The organism is Polynucleobacter ibericus (assembly GCF_018687955.1).
Taxonomy (GTDB): Bacteria; Pseudomonadota; Gammaproteobacteria; order Burkholderiales; family Burkholderiaceae; genus Polynucleobacter; species Polynucleobacter ibericus.
In genome coordinates, this window is sequence record NZ_CP061309.1 from 1448620 (window position 1) to 1468179 (window position 19560).

Annotated in this window: 21 protein-coding genes and 1 pseudogene; 14 read left to right on the forward strand and 8 right to left on the reverse strand. The window is 45.7% G+C overall.

All coding sequences use genetic code 11. The annotated features are described in order from the left end of the window. Positions 1 to 12: 12 nt before the first annotated feature. Positions 13 to 1026, reverse strand: a complete 1014-nt coding sequence (locus AOC20_RS07360; protein ID WP_215359811.1) for a Bug family tripartite tricarboxylate transporter substrate binding protein — start codon at positions 1024 to 1026, stop codon at positions 13 to 15. A gap of 88 nt (positions 1027 to 1114) precedes the next feature. On the opposite strand from AOC20_RS07360, the gene AOC20_RS07365 reads away from it, so the two are divergent. The 5 genes from AOC20_RS07365 to AOC20_RS07385 are packed head-to-tail and all read left to right on the forward strand — an operon-like array spanning position 1115 to position 4981. Then, positions 1115 to 1897, forward strand: coding sequence for a sulfurtransferase (locus AOC20_RS07365; RefSeq protein WP_215359813.1), 783 nt, complete (start codon positions 1115 to 1117; stop codon positions 1895 to 1897). A 23-nt stretch (positions 1898 to 1920) separates the two neighbouring features. After that, entirely contained in the window at positions 1921 to 2898 is a 978-nt protein-coding gene (locus AOC20_RS07370; protein WP_215359815.1) for a D-2-hydroxyacid dehydrogenase family protein, read from the forward strand. A 22-nt stretch (positions 2899 to 2920) separates the two neighbouring features. Beyond that, positions 2921 to 3463, forward strand: coding sequence for a chromate transporter (locus AOC20_RS07375; protein ID WP_215359817.1), 543 nt, complete (start codon positions 2921 to 2923; stop codon positions 3461 to 3463). Further along, a complete protein-coding gene (locus AOC20_RS07380; protein ID WP_251373076.1) occupies positions 3460 to 3984 on the forward strand; it encodes a chromate transporter in 525 nt (174 codons plus the stop codon). The genes AOC20_RS07375 and AOC20_RS07380 overlap by 4 nt, the downstream gene beginning before the upstream one ends. A gap of 19 nt (positions 3985 to 4003) precedes the next feature. Then, positions 4004 to 4981: a Bug family tripartite tricarboxylate transporter substrate binding protein gene (locus AOC20_RS07385; RefSeq protein WP_215359821.1), complete on the forward strand. Its 978-nt coding sequence runs from the start codon at positions 4004 to 4006 to the stop codon at positions 4979 to 4981. A 44-nt stretch (positions 4982 to 5025) separates the two neighbouring features. On the opposite strand, the gene crcB is transcribed toward AOC20_RS07385, so the two are convergent. The 4 genes from crcB to AOC20_RS07405 are packed head-to-tail and all read right to left on the reverse strand — an operon-like array spanning position 5026 to position 6552. Continuing rightward, on the reverse strand, positions 5026 to 5403 hold the full coding sequence (crcB, locus tag AOC20_RS07390) for a fluoride efflux transporter CrcB (protein WP_215359823.1): 378 nt from the start codon (positions 5401 to 5403) through the stop codon (positions 5026 to 5028). A 10-nt stretch (positions 5404 to 5413) separates the two neighbouring features. Next, on the reverse strand, positions 5414 to 6193 hold the full coding sequence (gene ygiD, locus AOC20_RS07395) for a 4,5-DOPA-extradiol-dioxygenase (RefSeq protein WP_215359825.1): 780 nt from the start codon (positions 6191 to 6193) through the stop codon (positions 5414 to 5416). Between the two features lie 9 nt (positions 6194 to 6202). Beyond that, entirely contained in the window at positions 6203 to 6340 is a 138-nt protein-coding gene (locus tag AOC20_RS07400) for a hypothetical protein (protein WP_172793433.1), read from the reverse strand. Between the two features lie 44 nt (positions 6341 to 6384). Beyond that, complete coding sequence (locus tag AOC20_RS07405; RefSeq protein WP_215359827.1) at positions 6385 to 6552, reverse strand: hypothetical protein; 168 nt, start codon at positions 6550 to 6552, stop codon at positions 6385 to 6387. A gap of 28 nt (positions 6553 to 6580) precedes the next feature. On the opposite strand from AOC20_RS07405, the gene AOC20_RS07410 reads away from it, so the two are divergent. Together AOC20_RS07410 and AOC20_RS07415 are read left to right on the forward strand one after the other, a co-directional pair. Further along, on the forward strand, positions 6581 to 7246 hold the full coding sequence (locus AOC20_RS07410; RefSeq protein ID WP_215359829.1) for a site-2 protease family protein: 666 nt from the start codon (positions 6581 to 6583) through the stop codon (positions 7244 to 7246). Between the two features lie 65 nt (positions 7247 to 7311). Then, a complete protein-coding gene (locus AOC20_RS07415; RefSeq protein ID WP_215359831.1) occupies positions 7312 to 7764 on the forward strand; it encodes a c-type cytochrome in 453 nt (150 codons plus the stop codon). Between the two features lie 27 nt (positions 7765 to 7791). Here the strand turns inward: AOC20_RS07415 and AOC20_RS07420 are convergent, their stop codons facing one another. Next, positions 7792 to 8472 carry a cytochrome b/b6 domain-containing protein gene (locus tag AOC20_RS07420; protein ID WP_215359833.1) on the reverse strand — a complete coding sequence of 227 codons (681 nt, stop codon included), beginning with the start codon at positions 8470 to 8472 and terminating at the stop codon, positions 7792 to 7794. Between the two features lie 44 nt (positions 8473 to 8516). On the opposite strand from AOC20_RS07420, the gene AOC20_RS07425 reads away from it, so the two are divergent. After that, positions 8517 to 9722 carry an MFS transporter gene (locus tag AOC20_RS07425; protein ID WP_215359835.1) on the forward strand — a complete coding sequence of 402 codons (1206 nt, stop codon included), beginning with the start codon at positions 8517 to 8519 and terminating at the stop codon, positions 9720 to 9722. Between the two features lie 33 nt (positions 9723 to 9755). On the opposite strand, the gene AOC20_RS07430 is transcribed toward AOC20_RS07425, so the two are convergent. Continuing rightward, positions 9756 to 10697, reverse strand: coding sequence for a 3-hydroxyacyl-CoA dehydrogenase family protein (locus AOC20_RS07430; RefSeq protein ID WP_215359837.1), 942 nt, complete (start codon positions 10695 to 10697; stop codon positions 9756 to 9758). Positions 10698 to 10782: 85 nt separating this feature from the next. On the opposite strand from AOC20_RS07430, the gene AOC20_RS07435 reads away from it, so the two are divergent. The 4 genes and pseudogenes from AOC20_RS07435 to AOC20_RS07450 form a co-directional block, all read left to right on the forward strand. Next, positions 10783 to 11712, forward strand: coding sequence for a 2-hydroxyacid dehydrogenase (locus AOC20_RS07435; RefSeq protein WP_215359839.1), 930 nt, complete (start codon positions 10783 to 10785; stop codon positions 11710 to 11712). A gap of 15 nt (positions 11713 to 11727) precedes the next feature. Next, positions 11728 to 12654 (forward strand): dihydrodipicolinate synthase family protein, encoded by a 927-nt coding sequence (locus AOC20_RS07440; RefSeq protein WP_215359841.1) that lies wholly within the window; start codon positions 11728 to 11730, stop codon positions 12652 to 12654. A 35-nt stretch (positions 12655 to 12689) separates the two neighbouring features. Continuing rightward, positions 12690 to 13640, forward strand: a complete 951-nt coding sequence (locus AOC20_RS07445; RefSeq protein WP_215359843.1) for a TAXI family TRAP transporter solute-binding subunit — start codon at positions 12690 to 12692, stop codon at positions 13638 to 13640. A 210-nt stretch (positions 13641 to 13850) separates the two neighbouring features. Continuing rightward, a pseudogene (locus AOC20_RS07450) lies at positions 13851 to 15647 on the forward strand (TRAP transporter permease); the annotation flags it as partial. Positions 15648 to 15851: 204 nt separating this feature from the next. Here AOC20_RS07450 and AOC20_RS07455 read toward each other — a convergent pair. Beyond that, positions 15852 to 16985, reverse strand: coding sequence for a mandelate racemase/muconate lactonizing enzyme family protein (locus tag AOC20_RS07455; RefSeq protein ID WP_215359847.1), 1134 nt, complete (start codon positions 16983 to 16985; stop codon positions 15852 to 15854). A 115-nt stretch (positions 16986 to 17100) separates the two neighbouring features. Between AOC20_RS07455 and AOC20_RS07460 the strand changes: the two genes are divergently transcribed. After that, a complete protein-coding gene (locus AOC20_RS07460) occupies positions 17101 to 18021 on the forward strand; it encodes a 3-hydroxyacyl-CoA dehydrogenase NAD-binding domain-containing protein (protein ID WP_215359849.1) in 921 nt (306 codons plus the stop codon). Between the two features lie 71 nt (positions 18022 to 18092). Next, on the forward strand, positions 18093 to 19541 hold the full coding sequence (locus AOC20_RS07465) for a M23 family metallopeptidase (protein ID WP_251373078.1): 1449 nt from the start codon (positions 18093 to 18095) through the stop codon (positions 19539 to 19541). Positions 19542 to 19560 lie beyond the last annotated feature (19 nt).

The window sequence follows — 19560 nt, forward strand, 5'->3', positions numbered from 1 at the left end:
CGATTACGCCCTTTACTGAGGAGTTTCTTTAATGTTGTTTTCAATAACGAACTTGCCCCAGATACCGATCTGTTTGCCAATAAACTCTTGCGCCGCTTCAGGGGTACCACCAACAATTTGAATACCTTGCGCTTTAAACTTTTCAGCTACTGCAGGGGATTTCAAAGCTTTGTTCAAAGCCTTATTCATTGCATCCACTACCGCCGGCGATGTTTTACCAGGAGCCAATACTGCCCACCATGCTGGAGCGCTAAAGCCTGGGAAGCCGCTTTCAGAGATGGTTGGAACATTAGGCAAGGATGGTGAACGCTTGGCAGTCGTGATAACTAGCGGAATAACGCCACCACTATCCACATGCGGTTTGACCAAGAACTCAGAACCTACTGCTAGTTCAACCTGGCCGCCCAATGCATCCTGCATCAAAGGGCCGCCGCCACGATACGGGATGTGGTTCCAATCAAAGCCAGCTTGTTTTGCAAGGCGCGCCATTGCTAAGTGACCCAGACTACCAACTCCAATAGAGCCGTAGCTAAATTGCTTACCTGTTTTGGAAAGATCAACCAACTGCTTAAAGCTGGTAATGCCCGATTTTTTACTAGCAACCAATACCATTGGTGATGTTCCAATGAGTACTACTGGAGCAATGTCCTTAATAGTGTCATAGGGAAGCTTATCTTTAAGACTTGGATTAACACCGTGGGTATCAAATACCACCGCAAAGGTATATCCATCTGGATCAGCGCGTGTCATGGCTGAAGTACCAATCACACCAGAGGCGCCGCCGATGTTCTCCACAATCACGTTTTGCTTCAACTCTGACTGCAAGGCAGGGGCAAGCACGCGAGCAACCTGATCCACCGAACCGCCTGGCGGAAATACCGCAATTAAACGAATCGGCTTTTGTGTAGGCCATGTGCCAACGCCCGCATTTTGAGCCAATGCCAAGCTACTTGCTCCCAAAGCCATCAAACCGGCTAATAGGCTGTTTTTTAAGGTTCTTTTGACCATTTTTGCTAAATCCTGCATGGATTTGTCTCCTATAGATAAGAACTGAAGATTAACACTCCCTAGGCCTATTTGCTCGATAATGCTGTTGTAGCCCAGTGAGAGAAAAATGAAGTCGATTCTAAATATTGCCGCCTATTTATTTGTAAGCCTGGATGGCTTGCCAGAGCTGCGCGCCAAAATGCTTGATGAATGCAATGCCCGCCAACTGAAGGGCACCATCTTATTGACGGGCGAAGGCATCAATATGTTTCTTGCTGGCAAAACAAATGAGCTACGCGGATTTCTAGACTGGCTCCGGACCGATCCTCGCTTCACCCCTCTTCAAGCAAAAGAAAGTTGGTCTGAGGAACAGCCTTTCAAAAAAATGCTGATTAAGCTGAAGAATGAAATCATCCGCATGAATCACCCAGCGATTCGTCCAGAAGAAGGTCGAGCTAATTTCATCAGTCCTAAAAAATTACAGGAGTGGTTAGACCGTGGCACCGATGATTTAGGTCGCCCTGTAGTGATGGTAGATACGCGCAATGCCTTTGAAGTTGACTATGGCACCTTTGAAAATGCTTTGCATTTCAATATTGAAAAGTTTACTGAGTTTCCTGCTGCGATTTCTGCGCACAAAGAAGAGTTGACTGACAAAACACTCGTAAGCTTTTGTACTGGCGGCATTCGTTGCGAGAAATCTGGTCTTTACATGCGGGAGATTGGTATGCAACATAGCTACCAATTAGAGGGCGGCATTTTGAAATATTTTGAAGAGGTTGGCTCTGCTCATTACCAAGGCAGCTGCTTTGTTTTTGATGAACGTGAAGCGTTAGAGCCTAATCTTGATTCCATTCCTGTAGATCAGTCCATTCGGAAAAAACTTCGAATGAATTCCCCCGAAAATTAATTCATCTTACTTACCTTAAATTTATGACTTCTTTACCCAATATCGTTGTTCTTGGAGACTACGAACGCGCCCTCCGCCGCTTCTCTAACTGGGATAAGCTTGACCAGCAAGCAAAGCTCACCATTCATCATGAGCCCTTACGAGACGAGGCTTTGTACGAAGCCGTAAAAGATGCTGATGCAATTGCCATCGTGAGGGATCGCTCTCCTTTTAACGAGGCGATGATTGCACGCTTACCAAAACTCAAGTTCCTCATGTTTACTGGTGAGCGTAACGGCACTCTTGAGGCATCAGCCTTAGTTTCCAGAAATATCCCAATGGCCTGCACGCCTGGCGGCCCCTCCAAAGAAACTACTGCAGAGTTAACCTGGGCTTTAATACTGGGGGCCTCCAAACGCCTAATTGAAGAAAATAAACTCATTGCCTCTGGTGGCTGGCGTGATGCAATGTCGGTACTTCCCATGCTCTCTGGCGAACGTTTGGGCATCATGGGGCTAGGCGCGATTGGTAGTCGAGTAGCTCGTGTTGGCGCTGCCTTTGGCATGGAAGTTGTGGCGTGGAGTCCTCGCATGACTCCAGAACGCGCTGCAGCCGAGAATGCTAAAGCAGTCAGTCTCGACGAGCTCCTAAAAACCTCCAAAGTTGTATCAATGCACTTAGTTGCAGGCCCTGGTACAAAAGGCTTAATTAGTGCAGATCAGCTAGCGCTCATGCGCCCTGATGCCATTCTAGTAAACACCTCACGTTCCGCACTGATCAATATGTCAGACCTACAAAAGGCGTTGGCGGCAGGTAGACCTGGTCAAGCTGCAGTAGATGTTTTTGACGTAGAACCACTTCCAGAAAAAGATGTGCTTCGTAACACCACTAATCTGTTAGTGACGCCACATCTTGGATTCATTGCTGAACCCATCTTTGCCACTTTCTCAAAAGGCATTACCGAAACATTGGAAGCTTGGCTAGAAAATAAGCCTGTGCCACATCCTTTTAAACCGCAATAACACTTTTACTGAATAAGCCACCATGCCGCCTAAGACGCTGACCCCAAAACAATTATTCATTGGGTTCAGCAAAATAGGAATGTCCGGATTTGGTGGAGTACTCCCTTGGGCGCGTCGCACGATTGTTGAGCAAGAGAAATGGTTAAGCCCCGAGGAATTTAGTGCCATGCTAGGTATCTGCCAGATTGTTCCAGGTCCCAACATCATGAACCTTGGAGTATGTGTCGGCAGTCGCTTTGCAGGCGTACCAGGAGCTTTTGCAGCCGTGCTTGGATTGCTGCTGGGCCCTGTAACCATCGTCATCCTATTAGGGGTACTCTACGAGCATTACAGCTATATGCCGATTGTTCAAGGCTTACTCAGAGGCATCTCTGCAGTAGGGGTTGGACTAATAGCGAGTACTGGTTTCAAAATGCTGCGTACTGAGCTTAATTACCCCCCTATGCTTTCAGTTGTATTCCTCACAATATTGGCAGCAACGTATTTTCATTTGGGCTTAGGTTGGGTTGTCTTGCTTTCATCACCTCTTGCCCTTTTCCTTGCATGGAAGAAGGTGGGGAAATGATATCTACCCTCATCAGTCTGTTTCTTAAACTCTCTGCTTTTTCCCTGGTTGCTTTTGGAGGAATTAATGCACTCCTCCCTACGCTTTACGATCTTTCTGTTAATCAAGAGCATTGGATAAATAGTCAAACCTTTGCAGATTATTTCGCAATTGCGCAAGCCGCACCTGGTCCAAACCTCATGACTGTTACGTTGATTGGCTGGAATGTTGGCGGTATCATCGGCGCAGTCATTGCGACCCTCGCTATTGCATGGCCTTCCTCTATCATGATTTATTTCTTGCAACGCTCTATTTTGGGTATGCGAGATATTCAAAAACAAAAAATGATTCAAGCTGCAGCTAGCGCTCTAGCGGTTGGTTTGGTTTTATCGGCAGCATGGGGAATCGCAATTCAGATCAACACTAGCACCGCCGCGTACTTATTAGGTTTTGGCACAATAGCCATTACTTTATTCACCCGTTGGCATCCGCTTTACCTTATTGCAATCGGTGGCGCATTAGGTATCCTAGGATTTATTTAAATTGCTTTACGGGAAAAATATGCGATTCATTCAATATTCTTCTGCTTGCTTAATAGGTCTACTGACGTTTATGTCTTCAGGCGCTTTTTCACAAAGCAATTACCCAAATAAACCGATTAATTTAATCGTGCCCTATGGAGCCGGTGGGAGTGCAGATTCTAGGAGTCGTCAACTCGCTCAAAAGATGAGTGTTAGTCTGAAACAGCCCATTGTGATTGATAACAAGCCAGGGGCTGGCGGAAATATTGGCACCGAATTTATTGCGCGGGCAGTACCTGATGGTTACACCATTGGCATGGGAAACTTTGCCCCAATGGCAGTCAATAAAACGCTGTTTGGTAACTTGCGTTATGACCCTGAGGTAGATTTAACGCCCATCATCTTGATCGAGAAGGGTCCTTTAGTTTTGGTGGTCAACCCAAACTCTCCATATAAAACTGTTCAGGATATTGTTGCGGCTGCAAAAGCGAAACCTGATGTTCTGACGTTTTCTTCTGGTGGTATTGGAGGCAGTCATCAACTGTCCGCAGAACTCTTTGAATTAAATGCGGGCATTCAAATGATTCATGTACCCTACAAAAGTGGGTCAGCTGCTTTAACCGATCTCATGGCAGGTAATGTTGACCTCATGTTTGACCAAATGTATTCAGCTGTACCTGGTATTAAGGCTGACAAGATTCGTCCACTTGCAATTACTAGCAAAAAACGCTCCCCCCTCTTACCTAATGTGCCAAGCTTTGCAGAGCTAGGTTATCCAAAAGTGGAGGTTCTCAATTGGCAAGGCTTTATCGCACCTAAGGGTACGCCGAAGGCCATCATTGATAAATTAAATGCTGCCGCAAATGAGGCACTCAAAGATCCTCAACTACGAGAGATTATGCTTTCGCAGGGTAATGAAATCGGTGGGGGCAGTCCTGCTGAATTCGCTGCACTCATCAAATCGGAGAGTGCTAAATGGAGTGCTGTTGTTAAATCAGCCAATATCAAACCAGAATAAAAAGTAGCTACAGAATGTCATAAGGGGCTTACGAGCCTCTTATTTTATTTGAGCGCTTGGTAAGTCAGAATACCTAAGAAGGTCAATACGAGTGAGCCTACTAGATTGAGCAGGGCTGTACCCAAAGCCCAGGTAAATTCCCCACGCTGCATAAAGCCAACCACCTCAGCCGAAAAGCTTGAAAATGTAGTTAGACCTCCCAGAAAGCCAGTAACCACTAAAAGCTTCCACTCGGGAGAAAGATCTGGATTGTTGCCAAAGAACGCAACTGCAATGCCAACCAAATAACCACCAACCATATTGGATATAAAAGTCCCTAAGGGCAGTGAAGAGACAAACCCCACAGTTAGGAAATTAAAACCCGCTCTTAGCAAAGCGCCGAAACCTGCGCCAACAAAGATTGTGAAGATAGGTAGCCACATAATCTGCTCTTTATTGAATTGAAAAACCCAGCATACTAATTGAACTCATCTCGATTCCATCGGTATAGATCTTTGCTTGCTCACCCTCTTGCTGCAAAGCTAAGGTGTATAAGGCTGGCCAATAATGCTCTGCTGTTGGAATAGAGAGATGCGCTGCATCACCATAGCGCTCCCAATCAATCAAAACATCATGATGATTGGCGCGCATCTCTGAGACGAAAAAATCATTGAACTTGCTTGCCCAAGGATAGGGTTCTGCGCCCTCCTGCCAATGAATCATTCGTAAGTTATGCACCACGTTACCGCTCGACAGAATCAAGATATTTTCATCGCGCAGTGGGCTAAGCTGCTTTGCTAACTCATAGTGCTCTCGCGCTGACATAGAGCCGTCTAGACTTAATTGGACCACTGGCACATCTGCATCTGGGTACATGTATTTGAGAACCGACCATGCGCCATGATCAATACCCCATTCATTTTCTTCGAGCACCACAGGAACTTTTAATAACTCTTGCACACGATCTGCCAAGGCAGGGCTGCCAGGTGCCGGATACTGAATCTCAAAAAGTGCTTGGGGGAATCCGCCAAAGTCGTGAATGGTATTTGGTTTAGCCATCGCAGTAACCCAAGTTCCACGAGTTACCCAATGGGCTGAGATAACTAATATAGCGTCAGGGCGCTTTAATGTTTTTCCAAGAGCCGACCATGCTGCTGTGTAGCGGTTGGGCTCAATGGCATACATCGGACTGCCATGGCCAGCAAATATTGCAGGTTGGCGATGGCTAGTCATTAATGCTGATTAACCGAATACGTAACCTGTATGAGCTGCAACCAATGCAAACAAAATAGCCAAGCTAGTAGCCGCTGCCAACATCACGATCAATGTAATGATCTTTTTGTTAACTTCTTCTTTAGATTCGTTATGCCATTCGTTCATGCTAAATCCTCTGTAAACACATTAATGAATAGGGTAATTATCCACTATCGACCGCGCCCGGCCTTGCGCATCATCCCTTTTCCCCCGCCAAAGCCGGCCTGAGGCCTTCCTGCTGGGCCAGAGGGCCCTTTGGGGACAGGTGGACGCGCTGGTGGCTTAGCTGCAACCGCTTTTACTGGGGTTTTTGGATCGGGTTTCTTTTCGTCAGTCACTTTGAGCTCCTATGGATATCATATTGCCATGATTACTGACTATTCTATCCAAGCTGTCGCCATTAATGCGATTCCCTTGATTTTTGCCATCACTATCCATGAAGCAGCCCATGGCTATGCTGCCCGTAAATTCGGTGATAACACGGCTTATATGCTGGGTAGAGTCAGCCTGAACCCCGCCAAACATATAGATCCTGTTGGCACCATTCTGATTCCACTGGTTTTACTGCTGACTGGATCCCCCTTCTTAGTGGGTTATGCCAAGCCCGTACCCGTTAATTTTGGGCGCCTCAGAAATCCAAGAATTGACTCCATTTGGGTTGCCTTAGCAGGACCAGGATCTAATTTCATCCAGGCCCTCATTTGGCTCATTCTTTTAATCGCCTTGGTGGGATTTGGAGTCAATGAGAAATTTCTAATTTCGATGTCCCAAGCCGGCATCACCTGGAACCTAGGCTTATTGGTATTTAATCTCTTCCCACTCCCCCCTCTAGATGGCGGACGTATTCTTTCTAGCCTACTGCCTGCTCGTCAATCCATTGCACTTGGGCGACTCGAGCCCTGGGGATTCTTCATCGTACTGGGTCTAGTTTTTACAGGAATTATTGGTAGCCTCTGGATGACGCCCCTGATGAGCTTCTTTGAATGGCTCATCCTCTTGCTGACCAGCCCTCTAAGAATGATTTTTAGTTAGACAAGAAAAAGCGTTCTGGGATATTCTGATCCCAAGCAAGTCCCATTGACTAAAGGAGAGTATTCATGAAACTAGAGAAAATTGTATTAGCAACTACCGCAACGGTTTTAGCAATTGGAGCTGGTGTAGCGTTTGCTCAATTTCAAAAACCAGAAGATGCGATTAAATATCGTCAAAGCGCATTCACAGTGATGGCAAATTCTTTTGGAAAAATTGGTGCTGTTGTCAAAGGTGAGGCGCCCTATAACAAAGATGAGGTTGCCAAGAATGCAGCCATTGTTGCGATGATGTCTACTTTGCCATGGCAAGCATTTGGCCCAGGTACTGAAGGCGGAAAAGCGCAAGCAGCTATATGGTCCGATAGCGCTAAGTTCAAAGCCGCTTCTGAAAAAATGCAGTTAGCCGTTATCGACCTGAACAAGGCCGCTCAGTCTGGTGACCTAGAAAGCATTAAGAAATCATTTGGTGCAGCAGGAGCAACTTGCAAAGGCTGCCATGATGATTTCAAGAAGAAATAAGTAATTATTTCTTCTTGTGCTTGATGTCTACTGGGTAATAAAGTAACCCACTACCACTGCAATAACGCTCAAAAGAAGTAGAGCTAAACCTCGTTGTAAGCCTCCATCCTTGGAGGCGCGGCCCAAGTCAGCAGGTGAATATTTTGCCTCTTCGCTTGGGTCAATTTCTTTGTCCCCGTTAATCATTGGTTTGATGAGATCTTCTCCTTTAAATTTTCTGTAATAAATAATAGCAGCGATGTGAATGGTGATCAGACTATAAATAACAAACTGGTTCGCCTCATGAATCTGAGACAGAAGTGAGACTGCTGTACTTGAAACATATTTAGCTAAAGGGCCCTGAAAAGCAATTTCATCATCTACAAATAAGCCTGTTGTTACTTGCACACTTAAGGCAAAGAGTAATGCAAATACCGATAATGCGCCTAGCGGATTGTGTCCCAGAACATGCAGCGATTTTCCACTCAAATAATTCAGTAGTGCTTTAGGGGTTGGCAAAAAGGATAAGAAACGAGCGTGAGTTGAGCCAACGAAGCCCCAAATAATTCTGAAGATCAATAAAGTCAAAATGCTGTACCCAAAATAGGCATGCCATTGAATCGCATTACCACCTAGATTGACGCTAATGAAACTACCAACAATACAGAGCACTAATAACCAATGAAATAAACGAATTGGTAAGTCCCAGACGCGGATGATTTTCTTCATACCTTAAGGATAAAGCAGCTTCTCCCTTAAAATATGAAGAATTCATGAATCCCGGCAAAGCCTTTAGAACTCTGTTGCTATACCGTATTGGTGCAACACTTAGCTATCAAATTACGATGGTAGCGGTAGGCTGGCATCTTTACGAAATCACCAATAGCGTGGTTTCTCTTGGCTTAATAGGTCTAGCAGAGCTCGTACCCTACTTTGCACTGGCACTTTATTCTGGACATGCGGTTGATCACTACTCCCGTAAATGGATTGCCGCGATTGCCTGCATTATTCATATTGCAGTAGGCCTATTTTTGACAGCCATCGCGCTTGGCTTACTGTCACCTCCAGTACCACTCATTTATACCGCCGTGGCATTTATAGGCGTTGGTCGCGCTTTATTGAGACCCTCTTATCAAGCGTTATTTGGACAGATCATTCCTCGAGATCAACTGCCACGCTACACGGCCTACGCATCTTCCGCATTTCAGATTTGCGTGGTGGCAGGGCCTGGCCTAGGCGGACTCATGATTGGCTTTGCCGGTCTTGAGTGGACATACCTGCTTGCTGCCTTTTGCGGAGTAATCGGTCTTTATGGAATTACCTTCATTAATGCTGTGCAAGAAAAATCAAGCGGTCTATCCGGCCACTTTCTAAAGAGTTTTTTAGAGGGATTTCATTACGTCAGAAAGCATGAGCTTATCTTAAGCATTATGGCGCTCGACATGTTTGCAGTCCTTTTTGGTGGAGCAGTCTCCATCCTTCCGGCCTTCGTTAAAGAAGTGCTCGATGCAGGCCCAGAAACCTTAGGAATTTTGCGTGCTGCGCCTGCAGCTGGAGCAGTAATCACAGGCATTTACTTAGCAAGACGACCTATTCTGACCGACTCCGGAAAACATCTTCTTATCTCAGTTGCGGGTTTTGGTGCGGCAATTATTGCCTTTGGCATCTCGAGCAATCTATGGGTCTGTGCACTCTTCTTATTTATCTCCGGATGTTTTGACTCTGTATCAGTAGTCATTCGAGGCAGCATCATGCAACTCACAACTCCAGATCACATGCGCGGCAGAATTAGCGCTATTAACGGCATCTTCATTGGCTCATCCAATGAATTAGGCGCCCTTGAGTCTGGCATTGCTGCCAGCATGATGGGCTTAGTGCCCTCTATCGTATTTGGTGGTGTTGCAACGATAGCAATCGTCCTCATTACCTATCGCCTTGCACCACACCTCGGCAAATTGCACCTGAAAGATATTTCGTAGACGAATTACTTCATCACCTGCCCACCTAACTCATTATTGAATTTCAGGCAGATCTTTTTGAATAATCTTTAAACCTGCGTGTAATGCTTCTTGATAGCGCTCACGTTCAGTCTTAATAGTCTCAGCAGTCCACGTGTAAAAACCTTCACCAGTTTTCATGCCAAACTTGCCACTCGCAATACGATCACTTAAACACTTCGCAATCGTTGGCGAATTATTTAGGGTAGGGTAAATAGTTGCACCTCCAGCGCCATGGACCTCAAGGCCGGCGTGGTCCCTTTGCATGGCTGGTCCTGCTGCGATATAACGAAAGCCAAAACCGAAACGAACGGCTTTATCAATATCCTCGGGCGTGCAGATACCCTCATCCACCATGGCAAAGGCTTCCCGCGATAAAGCATGTTGCAAACGATTGGCCAAAAATCCTGGCAGATCTTTTTTCACAGTCACTGGCACCATGCCACATGCAGTCATTAAACGCGACAGACTTTCACCAACCATGGGTGAAGTCTTTGCACCATAAACCACCTCTACACAAGGCACTAAATGGGCGGGCATAAAAAAATGTAGGCCAATCATACGAGCAGCCGTTTTTAAACCATCTGCAATCTGGCTAATTGGAAAACTCGTGCTATTGCTCGCCAACACTGCTTCTGGCTTTGCATACTTCTCTAACTTGGCAAATAACTCACGCTTTATATCTAAACGCTCTGGTACACATTCAATCACCAGGTCAATGTCAGACCAATCTACTTCTTCGAGCGTTCCTGCAACTGAAAGTAAGTGGACCCGATGTTCATACCCGAGCTCAGTCATGGTATTTGCAAAGTAATCGGGTAAGAGGGCCCTTCGTTCAGTGGTTGGCTCAACTACCTGAACAGCGCAGCCACCGCGGGCACAAACCGCTGCGACGTCAGCACCCATAGTGCCGCCGCCGACTATCACCACCTTGGTTTCAGCGGGGGTAAATAACATGAATACTCTCCTAAATGGGGGCGGACTTTTTTTGAAAAATCCTCATACAATGGGCTCATTATTTCAATAAAAAAGTTAGTGAGACATGATCCCCGTCAATTCGGTGCTACTGGTCGGCCATTTCCCTGAAATTATGCAGGCTGAGGTAGATCGGCGCTTAACCCCGATTCATCATCCCGACCCACAAGCGCCTGCTCCTGCTGGCAACTTTCAAGCCATCTTGATTCGCTCTAATACCAAACTCCCTGAAGCGCTGGTGAAGCAGATCCCAAGTATTCGTATGGTTGCCACTTGTGGCGTAGGGTATGACAACCTCCCCTTGGCTTATTTACAGGAAAGAGGGATTAAAGCCAGTAATACACCTGGAGTTTTAAATGATGCCGTTTGTGAGCTTGCCATAGGTATGATGCTGGCCTTGCTGCGCCGCATCCCAGAGGCTCAGGAATACGTCAAAAGCACCGCTTGGTCCAAGGCACCTTTTAGAGTAACCACCACTTTGGCTGGTAAGAAGGTAGGGATAGTGGGAATGGGCCGCATTGGGCAGGACCTTGCTAAGCGATTAGAGCCTTTTAAGGTTGAGATTGCATATTCAGGTCCCAATAAAAAATCATTGCCCTACGATTACTATCAAAATGTTCATGATTTAGCGAAGACTTGCGACATCTTATTTTTAGCTTGTCCAGCTACACCGGACACTGACAAGATGATTACCGCCGAGGTTCTTGAAGCTTTGGGGCCTGCGGGCTACTTGATTAATATTGCACGCGGCAGCGTTGTAGATGAGGATGCTCTTTTAGATGCACTGCAACATAAAAAGATTGCTGGTGCCGCTCTGGATGTATATGAAAACGAACCCAATCCAAACGCTGCTTTTTTAAACCTTGATAATGTATTGTTAACACCACATATTGGCAGCGCTACCTCGGAAACACGGATAGCCATGACCAACTTAGCTGTAGATAATTTAGAAGCCTTCTTTAAGCAACAAACACTTCCTTCGGAAGTAAATAACTAAAAAAATGGAGCCAGTATGACGATTTCCCTGCACCCTTCCACCTTACCTGCGGTGCTATCCCCTGTACTCACACCATTCAAGGCGGACGGAAGCCCGGATGCTCCTAAACTATTAAAGCAGTGTCAATGGCTAGAAGCGAATAGTGTTGGACAAGCAATTTTTGGCACGAATTCAGAAGCTAACTCCATGTCTGCCCCCCAAAAGATGGGCACATTAACTGCATTGATTGAAGGCGGTTTAAATCCTCAGCACCTCATGCCTGGAACTGGCGCTTCGTCCATTGATGCCACCGTGAATATGACCCGTCACGCAGTAAATCATCAGTGCGCTGGCGTTTTGATGTTGCCGCCCTTCTATTACAAAGATGTTACTGATGATGGTTTGTTTGCTTATTTTTCTGAAGTGATTCAAAAAGTAGGTAGTGCCGCATTGCAGATTTATATCTACAATATTCCACCAGTTACCAAGATTAACTTAAGCCTCTCTTTGTTAGAGCGCTTAGCAAAAGAATATCCGAAGACCGTTGTGGGCATGAAAGACAGTTCTGGAGACTGGGCCTACACCGAATCAGTCATTAAATTATTAGCGCCTTCAGGCTTCCGCGTTTATGCCGGTAGTGAAGTATTCCTCATGCGTGCCTTGCGCGCTGGAGGCGTTGGCTGTATCTCAGCTACTGCTAACGTGAATCCTAAAGCGATTGCCGATTTAGCAGCTCACTGGAGAGAGTCCAATGCAGATGAGCGTCAGGCAAGTCTCGATCAAGTGCGCGGTGTATTTGCGAAATACCAAATGATTGCCGGAATGAAAACTGCGGTAGCGCACTTCAGCAAAGATCCTGAGTGGCTTAGAGTACGTCCACCACTCATGCAATTAACCGCTGAGCAACAAGCTCAACTGCTTAAAGAGTTGCAACAAATTAATTTCAGCATGGCAGGTCTGTAATTCAACAACAAAACATAAATCAATAGGAGACATTCATGAAGCTATTCAAAATGATTGCTTTATCACTGAGCGTTTTTTGTGCGAGTGTTAGCGCACAAAATATTTCAATTGCAACAGGTGGTACTGGCGGTGTGTACTACCCAATGGGCGGTGGTCTTGCCTCTGTTCTATCCAGTAAAGTTCCCGGTATGTCCGCTACAGCCGAAGTAACCGGCGGCTCAGTAGACAATTTGAAGTTGATCGGTACAGGCAAACCATATGTTGGTTTTTCCATGGCTGATGCTGCCAAGGACGCCACATCAGGTGCAGACAAATTCAAAGACAAGCCTATTGATGTCCGTACATTACTTATCCTCTACCCTAACTTAATGCACGTTGCTACCGTTGAGTCCACCGGCGTTAAGACGATGAGCGATCTCAAAGGTAAGCGTGTAAGCACTGGTTCTCCAGGTAGCGCAACGGAAGTGATGGCATTTCGTCTTCTTGAAGCAGCAGGTCTAGATCCTAATAAGGATATCAAGCGTGAGCGTTTAAGCGTTGCTGAATCCGTTAATGCTGTAAAAGACCGTAAGATTGATGCGTTCTTCTGGGTCGGCGGCTTACCAACTGCCGCTGTAACTGATTTAGCAAACAGTCCTGGCATGAGGATTGTCATGGTTGATACCTCAGCTGAAGTTCCAGCCATGAATAAAAAGTATGGCAATTTGTATTTCCCATCCATTATCACTAAACAAACTTACAGTGGTATGACTAAAGACAACAATGTTGCTGCTGTAGCAAACTTGTTGGTTGTAAATGCCTCCATGTCTGATGACGAAGCATACAAAATTGTTAAGGCAGTATTTGACAACCAACTCGAATTGGTTCGTTCACATGCCGAATACAGAAATGTGAAGTTAGATGCTCAAAAAGCAAATGCGACACCAGTTCCTTACCACCCTGGAGCCTTGAAGTACTTCAAGGAAAAAGGTATCAAAGTAAACTAAGCTAGTTCACGTATACAGGGGTGAGTTAATCTCACCCCTTTTGCATTAAAGTAGTACATAAATATAAAAAATATAGGTTGAGACATGAATCAAAACGTTATCGATAACGAAACCCAAGAAAAACTAGACGCCTTTATCAAACAGGAGGAAGGCGACTCTAATGATTACAAGGGTCTACTGGCTAAATTCATTACCCTAGTTGCAGTGGGCATGTCTTTATTTCATCTTTATGCCGCTTACTCTATTGTCCCAACTCAACAGCTCCGCGTTATTCACGTTGCGCTCGTGCTGTTCCTAGTTTTCTTGAGTTTCCCGATAGCTGCTCGTTTTAAAAATCGCCTCATGATTTGGGATGTACTTTTTGCCTTAGGATCTGTAGCCATCGCTTATTACATTTTAGGTGGCGGTGATGATTTCATGGACAGAAATACCGCGCCCAACTCTACCGATGTCATTATTGGTATTGGCCTAATTCTGCTGATTCTTGAAAGCGTGAGAAGAACTAACGGCATGGTTTTGGTAACAGTGACTGTCTTGTTTTTGCTCTATGCTTTATTTGGCAACTATTTACCAGCACCTTGGACCCATAAGGGTTACGGTCTCGATCGTTTAGTGGGTTATATGTATATGACCCTAGAAGGCATTTACGGTACTGCCGTTGATGTCTCTGCAACCCTGATTATTCTGTTCACCATTTTTGGCGCCTTCTTACAATTTACTGGCGCAGGTAAATTTTTTATCGACTTCTCATTTGCTGCCATGGGCGGCAAATCCTCTGGCGTTGGTAGAACCATTGTGATGTCCTCATTTCTCTTAGGTGGGCCATCTGGTTCAGGTGTTGCCACTACCGTTACTGTTGGTTCGGTCGCAGCCCCTATGCTGGATAAAGTAGGCTACGAAAAAAATGCGGCTGGGGGTCTTTTGGCTGCAGGGGGTTTGGGCGCCATTATTTCACCTCCGGTACTAGGTGCTGCAGCATTCTTGATTGCTGACTTCCTCAAGATTTCCTATTTAGATGTGTTGCTGATGGCAACCATCCCAACGATTCTTTTCTATCTAGGCTTATTTGTTATGGTAGAAATCGATGTGCGTAAATATGGCATGAAGAGCATTCAGTTCTCATCAGCTGAAACAGCATGGCAACTGACTAAAAAATATTGGTTCCACTTCTTCTCACTCATCTCGATTGTGGTGTTCATGCTCATGGGCTTCTCTCCCGTGATGTCGGTCTTTTGGGCAACCGTAGTTTCTGCTCTATCGAGCATGTTGCGCGAAGATACCGCCATCATTCCTTGGGCATGGTTCAAAGGCAAAGAGCCGATGATTAAAGGCCTCTACAACTCCAATTTGACCAAGGCGCTTGCCTCTGGTTCTACCGGTGTTTTAGCGATTGCTGCAACCTGTGCTGGTGCTGGCCTAATTGTAGGTACGGTTACCCTGACAGGTCTCGGTCTTAAATTTAGCTCGATCGTGATTCAGTATGCAGGGGGCTCACTATTACTAACCACAATCTTTACTGCCTTGGTGGTTTGGGTGGTTGGTTTAGCTGTTCCAGTGACTGCTTCTTACATTATTTGTGCGGTGATTGCGGCACCAGCTTTAATTAATCTAGGTGTACCTGCATTTGCTGCACATATGTTTATCTTCTATTACGCAGTGCTTTCAGAGGTATCGCCACCAACAGCACTCTCGCCATTTGCGGCTGCCGCGATTTGTAAAGGCAACCCCTATAAAACGACTTTGCAAACGTGGAAGTATGTCGCCCCTGCTATTCTGGTTCCATTCATGTTTGTTCTTGATAAGTCCGGCGTGAGTTTGTTGTTGATGGGATCGACTACCGCATTGGAGCAAGCAGACTGGATGCAAATTGCCTGGGTATCGTTTACTGCGGTCGTTGGTATCATCTGCTTAGCAGGTGGTCTGCAAGGCTGGTTCATTGAGAAAACCAAAATCTTTGAACGCATCATCATGGTGGTTTCAGGCGTTGCGCTTGCATACCCATCTACAGAGGCAGACTTGATTGGCTTTATTGGTTTTGGTCTCGTACTGGTAACGCAAACCGTTACCCACTTCAAGCTCAACCCTCGATCTTCTTAAGGGTTAATTGAATTGATTTACTGTTAGATTCAAAGTGAAGTCATAGAAACAATAAGGCCCGCAGATGCGGGCCTTATTGTTTATAAACACTTCGAGCTCAGAATTCAGAAGCTTTTAGGTAATCTTGCTCCATGCGGCTTTGCCCGCATACTTCTTTACAGCAGTTTCATCAAACTCAAATCCTAAGCCAGGGGTTTTATGCAAAATCAAGTCCCCATTTTTGAAGGTCAGTTGCTTATTGATCAACCTGCGGAAATTGAGCACTTGATCGTCCAAGAAAAATTCAACAAAGCGTGCATTCGGCGTAGCGGCTACTAGTGGTGCATGCAAGTCATGCATCCAGTGTGGGCAAACTATTACCCCTTTTAAATCCGCATATGCAGAAATTCTTCTCCATTCGGTAATACCGCCGCAAACTGCAGCATCCGATTGCAAAATAGCAGCGCCGCCAGCATCAATTAATTCTCTAAAGCGCCAGCGCCCTGCCTCCATTTCACCAGTGGCAACATTAATCTTAGTCTGACGTGCTAACGCAGCGTGTAAATCAATCGCATCAGGCGAGAATGGCTCTTCGATCCAATAAGGGTTGTAAGCCTCAAAGCGGCGTACATATTCCAAAGCTGTTGGCAAATCACGCCAAGCATTATTAGCATCCAGAGTCAGCAATACATCATCACCTACCGCTTTGCGAGCTGCTTTTACGCGTGCCTCTTCTTCAGATGGAGATAGACGCCCTACCTTCATCTTCACGGCCTTAAAGCCCTGCTTTACGTAAGACTCCATTTCCTGACCAAGCTTGGCAGGAGTTTTGCCATCCAAGTAATATCCACCGCTGGCATAGGCTGGCACGCGGTCGTCAACGACGGCGCCCAAATATTGATGTAAAGGTAGACCAACTGAGCGAGCATTTAAATCCCATAAAGCGGTATCCAAAATGGAGATGCCGCGCATCACTGCGCCTGCACGACCTTGGAGAATGGATTCGTTATACATCTCCATCCAAAGACCTTCGCTACGGTGACTATTTTGACCAATTAATTTTGGCGCCAATAATTGCTCTACAGCGATCTTGGCGATGTCGCCACCGGCACTGCCAACGTAACAAAAGCCAATGCCTTCATTTCCGTCCTTGCCGCGCACCTTAACGAGACAGTAGTGACGCTCAGAAACAGTACGCGTAGAAAATGAGGTGACCTTATCTAAAGGCACTGCCACTGAGGCAACTTGGATGGACTCGATAATCGGCATCTAAACTCCTTAATCAAAAAATGATTGTAGCGAGAATTTAATTTACCAGCAGAGGCGTGAATAAGGAATAATCAATTCATTCCATTACGAATGTGTAGCTTAGACAGGTCAAAAAATGAGTAAAGTTATTGTCATCGGAACAGGCACCATGGGGGTTGGGATAGCCGCTGGATTTTTAGCTAGTGGCGCCGATATCGTCATCCTAGGGCGCGCTGCTGAAAAAGCATTAGCCTGCCTCGACTCCATTCAATCATGCGCGCAGTCAATCAACCCAGATTGGTCTAATAAAAATCCCAAACTAGTGAGTGGAAGTATTGATGAGTGGCAAGATTGGGATGAGGTGGATTTAGTCATTGAAACCATCTCAGAGCGCCTTGAACTGAAGCAAGAGATCTTTACTGCGCTGGATAAACGCATTCCCCCTCATATCCTCATAGGCAGTAATAGCTCTGGTTTTCCAATTAGCGATATTGCTAAAGGCCTATCTACGGCACATCGCATGTTTAATACGCACTACTTCATGCCTGCACATATCGTACCCTTGGTAGAAATTGTTGCAGGGAAACAATCTGATCTTGCTTTAGCAGAAAAACTCTGTGAGTTCTATCGCGTGCATGGCAAGAAACCCGTTCTTGTTAAAAAAGATATTCCTGGGTTTTTGGCAAACCGTATTCAGCATGCATTGATGCGTGAAGCGCTTTCGCTGGTTGAAGAAGGGATTGCTACGCCTGATGATATTGATACTGCAGTGCGTTATAGCTTTGGCTTTCGTTATGCGGCTGTTGGACCGATGACTCAAAAAGAAATCTCCGGATGGGAAGGAATGACCTTAGCAGCAGAGTTGATTTACCCATCCCTATCTAATATCACTGCACCCCCAAGTTGCGTGACCAATTTAGTTAAAAGTGGCAAAACTGGCATTGCTAAAGGCGCGGGATTTAGGGAGTGGTCTACCGATGAGGCGGCGATTGTGAAGCAAAACTACGAGAAGAGGCTGAAGGCAGCTTTTGAGGTGCTTCAAATTGCCCCAGACTAAAACTGAATTTAATTTGCTGCAGCACAACATATTTATTCGGGTTCGCCCTCACATTATTAGATAATTGAGGTGTGAATAAAAAAGCTTCTCTTGGCTCCCTGCTCGTCAGGGGGATAATCCTTTTTTCTGGCTGCGCCCTTCTTAGCTCATCGCTGGGCTTGGCTCATGCAGCTCAAGCTCAAAGCGCTAACCAAACTCGCCAGAAAGTAGTTGTTCAACCCTCTAAGCAAGTTGGTTTAAAAGATAAATCGGCTGGTGCTGGTCAAAAAATCAGTAGCATGAGCTTGAACCCCTCTCTGTTCCAGCGTAAAGCTCCGGATGAGCTCATGCTCGATAGCAATGCAAACCTGGATTATCGAGTGTCTCAAGGCTGTTTGAGACGGAGCTTCAACGAAGATAACCTCCCTGCTAGCATTGGGATAGATAACCGTCAGTTCAGCGAATTCTTCAAAAATCAAACTAAGACATTTTTTGATCGCATGCGTGGCGACTGTATTCCCTATGCAGTTGCTTTTGGCAGTCGTAATCGCTTCGATTCATTAAGCATTATGAATGGCCCCATCCAAGACAGCAAAACAGAGGTGTGGACATTTACACCTTCAGCTGTTGGTGGATTTTTAATTCAGCAAGATTATCTTAAGGACGAGTCCAAACGTTTAACAGAGGTTCGCATTCCCCTAAGAGATGTCTTATACGACCCGCGAAAAGTAAACGATCAATTGCCAGTAGAGTTAGTCTGGGAATTAAATTCTCTCATCAAGCAAATTTATCCAGAGGAAAATAATTCTCTCGAAAATACCAATAGCGTGGTTCGCATGATTGTAGATTTTGGCGATCGAGAAAAATGGGCGCAAATTTGGGCGGTAGAAATTATTGATCCAACCAGCAATGAGGTGTATGCCAATGCATTTTGGATGGATCGCAATGATATCCCGGGGGGCTTTTTTACAGGCTCAGGAGAATCTCTCGAACGCTCTTTTTGGACCAACCCACTCAGCTATCGGCGCATCTCTCGGGGTGTAGGCATGGTAAGAGCATCCTCTGGCAAGCGTAGCAAGACTCCCGCCCCTGCAACTAAAGCTGCCACCCCAACACCCGCGCCCGCAAGCAAGCAGCGTTATCGCGCTCATATGGGTATTGATTACTCTGCACCAACTGGTACACCAGTCTTTAGTGTTGCCAATGGCAGAGTGGCACATATAGGTTACAGCGGTGCATTCGGAAACTTAATTATCTTGGAGCATCCAGGTAATTACCACACCTACTATGCGCACCTGAGTAACTACAATGTAGAGCTTGAACTTGGTAATGAAGTACGGCGTGGTTTAGAAATTGGCTACGTAGGATCTACTGGTAGATCAACTGGACCACATCTTCATTTTGAATTAAGAAAAAATGGCATCTATGTTGATCCTTATGGCTCAAAAACCCAACTGGATTTATGGTCTATGCGTGATGACGAAAGCGGACAACTGACGAGAGAGATACTCTTACTTGGTAGTCCGATTAAAAATAACTAAGCGATTAATTTAAATTTCA

Excerpts from the sequence above, each read along its gene's own strand:
- crcB (WP_215359823.1), bottom strand. The coding sequence starts at position 5,403 with ATGTGGCTACCTATCTTCACAATCTTTGTTGGCGCAGGTTTCGGCGCT.
- AOC20_RS07415 (WP_215359831.1), top strand. The coding sequence starts at position 7,312 with ATGAAACTAGAGAAAATTGTATTAGCAACTACCGCAACGGTTTTAGCA.
- AOC20_RS07430 (WP_215359837.1), bottom strand. The coding sequence starts at position 10,697 with ATGTTATTTACCCCCGCTGAAACCAAGGTGGTGATAGTCGGCGGCGGC.
- AOC20_RS07425 (WP_215359835.1), top strand. The coding sequence starts at position 8,517 with ATGAATCCCGGCAAAGCCTTTAGAACTCTGTTGCTATACCGTATTGGT.
- AOC20_RS07360 (WP_215359811.1), bottom strand. The coding sequence starts at position 1,026 with ATGCAGGATTTAGCAAAAATGGTCAAAAGAACCTTAAAAAACAGCCTA.
- AOC20_RS07435 (WP_215359839.1), top strand. The coding sequence starts at position 10,783 with ATGATCCCCGTCAATTCGGTGCTACTGGTCGGCCATTTCCCTGAAATT.
- AOC20_RS07440 (WP_215359841.1), top strand. The coding sequence starts at position 11,728 with ATGACGATTTCCCTGCACCCTTCCACCTTACCTGCGGTGCTATCCCCT.
- AOC20_RS07385 (WP_215359821.1), top strand. The coding sequence starts at position 4,004 with ATGCGATTCATTCAATATTCTTCTGCTTGCTTAATAGGTCTACTGACG.
- AOC20_RS07455 (WP_215359847.1), bottom strand. The coding sequence starts at position 16,985 with ATGCCGATTATCGAGTCCATCCAAGTTGCCTCAGTGGCAGTGCCTTTA.
- ygiD (WP_215359825.1), bottom strand. The coding sequence starts at position 6,193 with ATGACTAGCCATCGCCAACCTGCAATATTTGCTGGCCATGGCAGTCCG.
- AOC20_RS07380 (WP_251373076.1), top strand. The coding sequence starts at position 3,460 with ATGATATCTACCCTCATCAGTCTGTTTCTTAAACTCTCTGCTTTTTCC.
- AOC20_RS07370 (WP_215359815.1), top strand. The coding sequence starts at position 1,921 with ATGACTTCTTTACCCAATATCGTTGTTCTTGGAGACTACGAACGCGCC.
- AOC20_RS07445 (WP_215359843.1), top strand. The coding sequence starts at position 12,690 with ATGAAGCTATTCAAAATGATTGCTTTATCACTGAGCGTTTTTTGTGCG.
- AOC20_RS07375 (WP_215359817.1), top strand. The coding sequence starts at position 2,921 with ATGCCGCCTAAGACGCTGACCCCAAAACAATTATTCATTGGGTTCAGC.
- AOC20_RS07365 (WP_215359813.1), top strand. The coding sequence starts at position 1,115 with ATGAAGTCGATTCTAAATATTGCCGCCTATTTATTTGTAAGCCTGGAT.
- AOC20_RS07460 (WP_215359849.1), top strand. The coding sequence starts at position 17,101 with ATGAGTAAAGTTATTGTCATCGGAACAGGCACCATGGGGGTTGGGATA.
- AOC20_RS07410 (WP_215359829.1), top strand. The coding sequence starts at position 6,581 with ATGATTACTGACTATTCTATCCAAGCTGTCGCCATTAATGCGATTCCC.
- AOC20_RS07420 (WP_215359833.1), bottom strand. The coding sequence starts at position 8,472 with ATGAAGAAAATCATCCGCGTCTGGGACTTACCAATTCGTTTATTTCAT.
- AOC20_RS07400 (WP_172793433.1), bottom strand. The coding sequence starts at position 6,340 with ATGAACGAATGGCATAACGAATCTAAAGAAGAAGTTAACAAAAAGATC.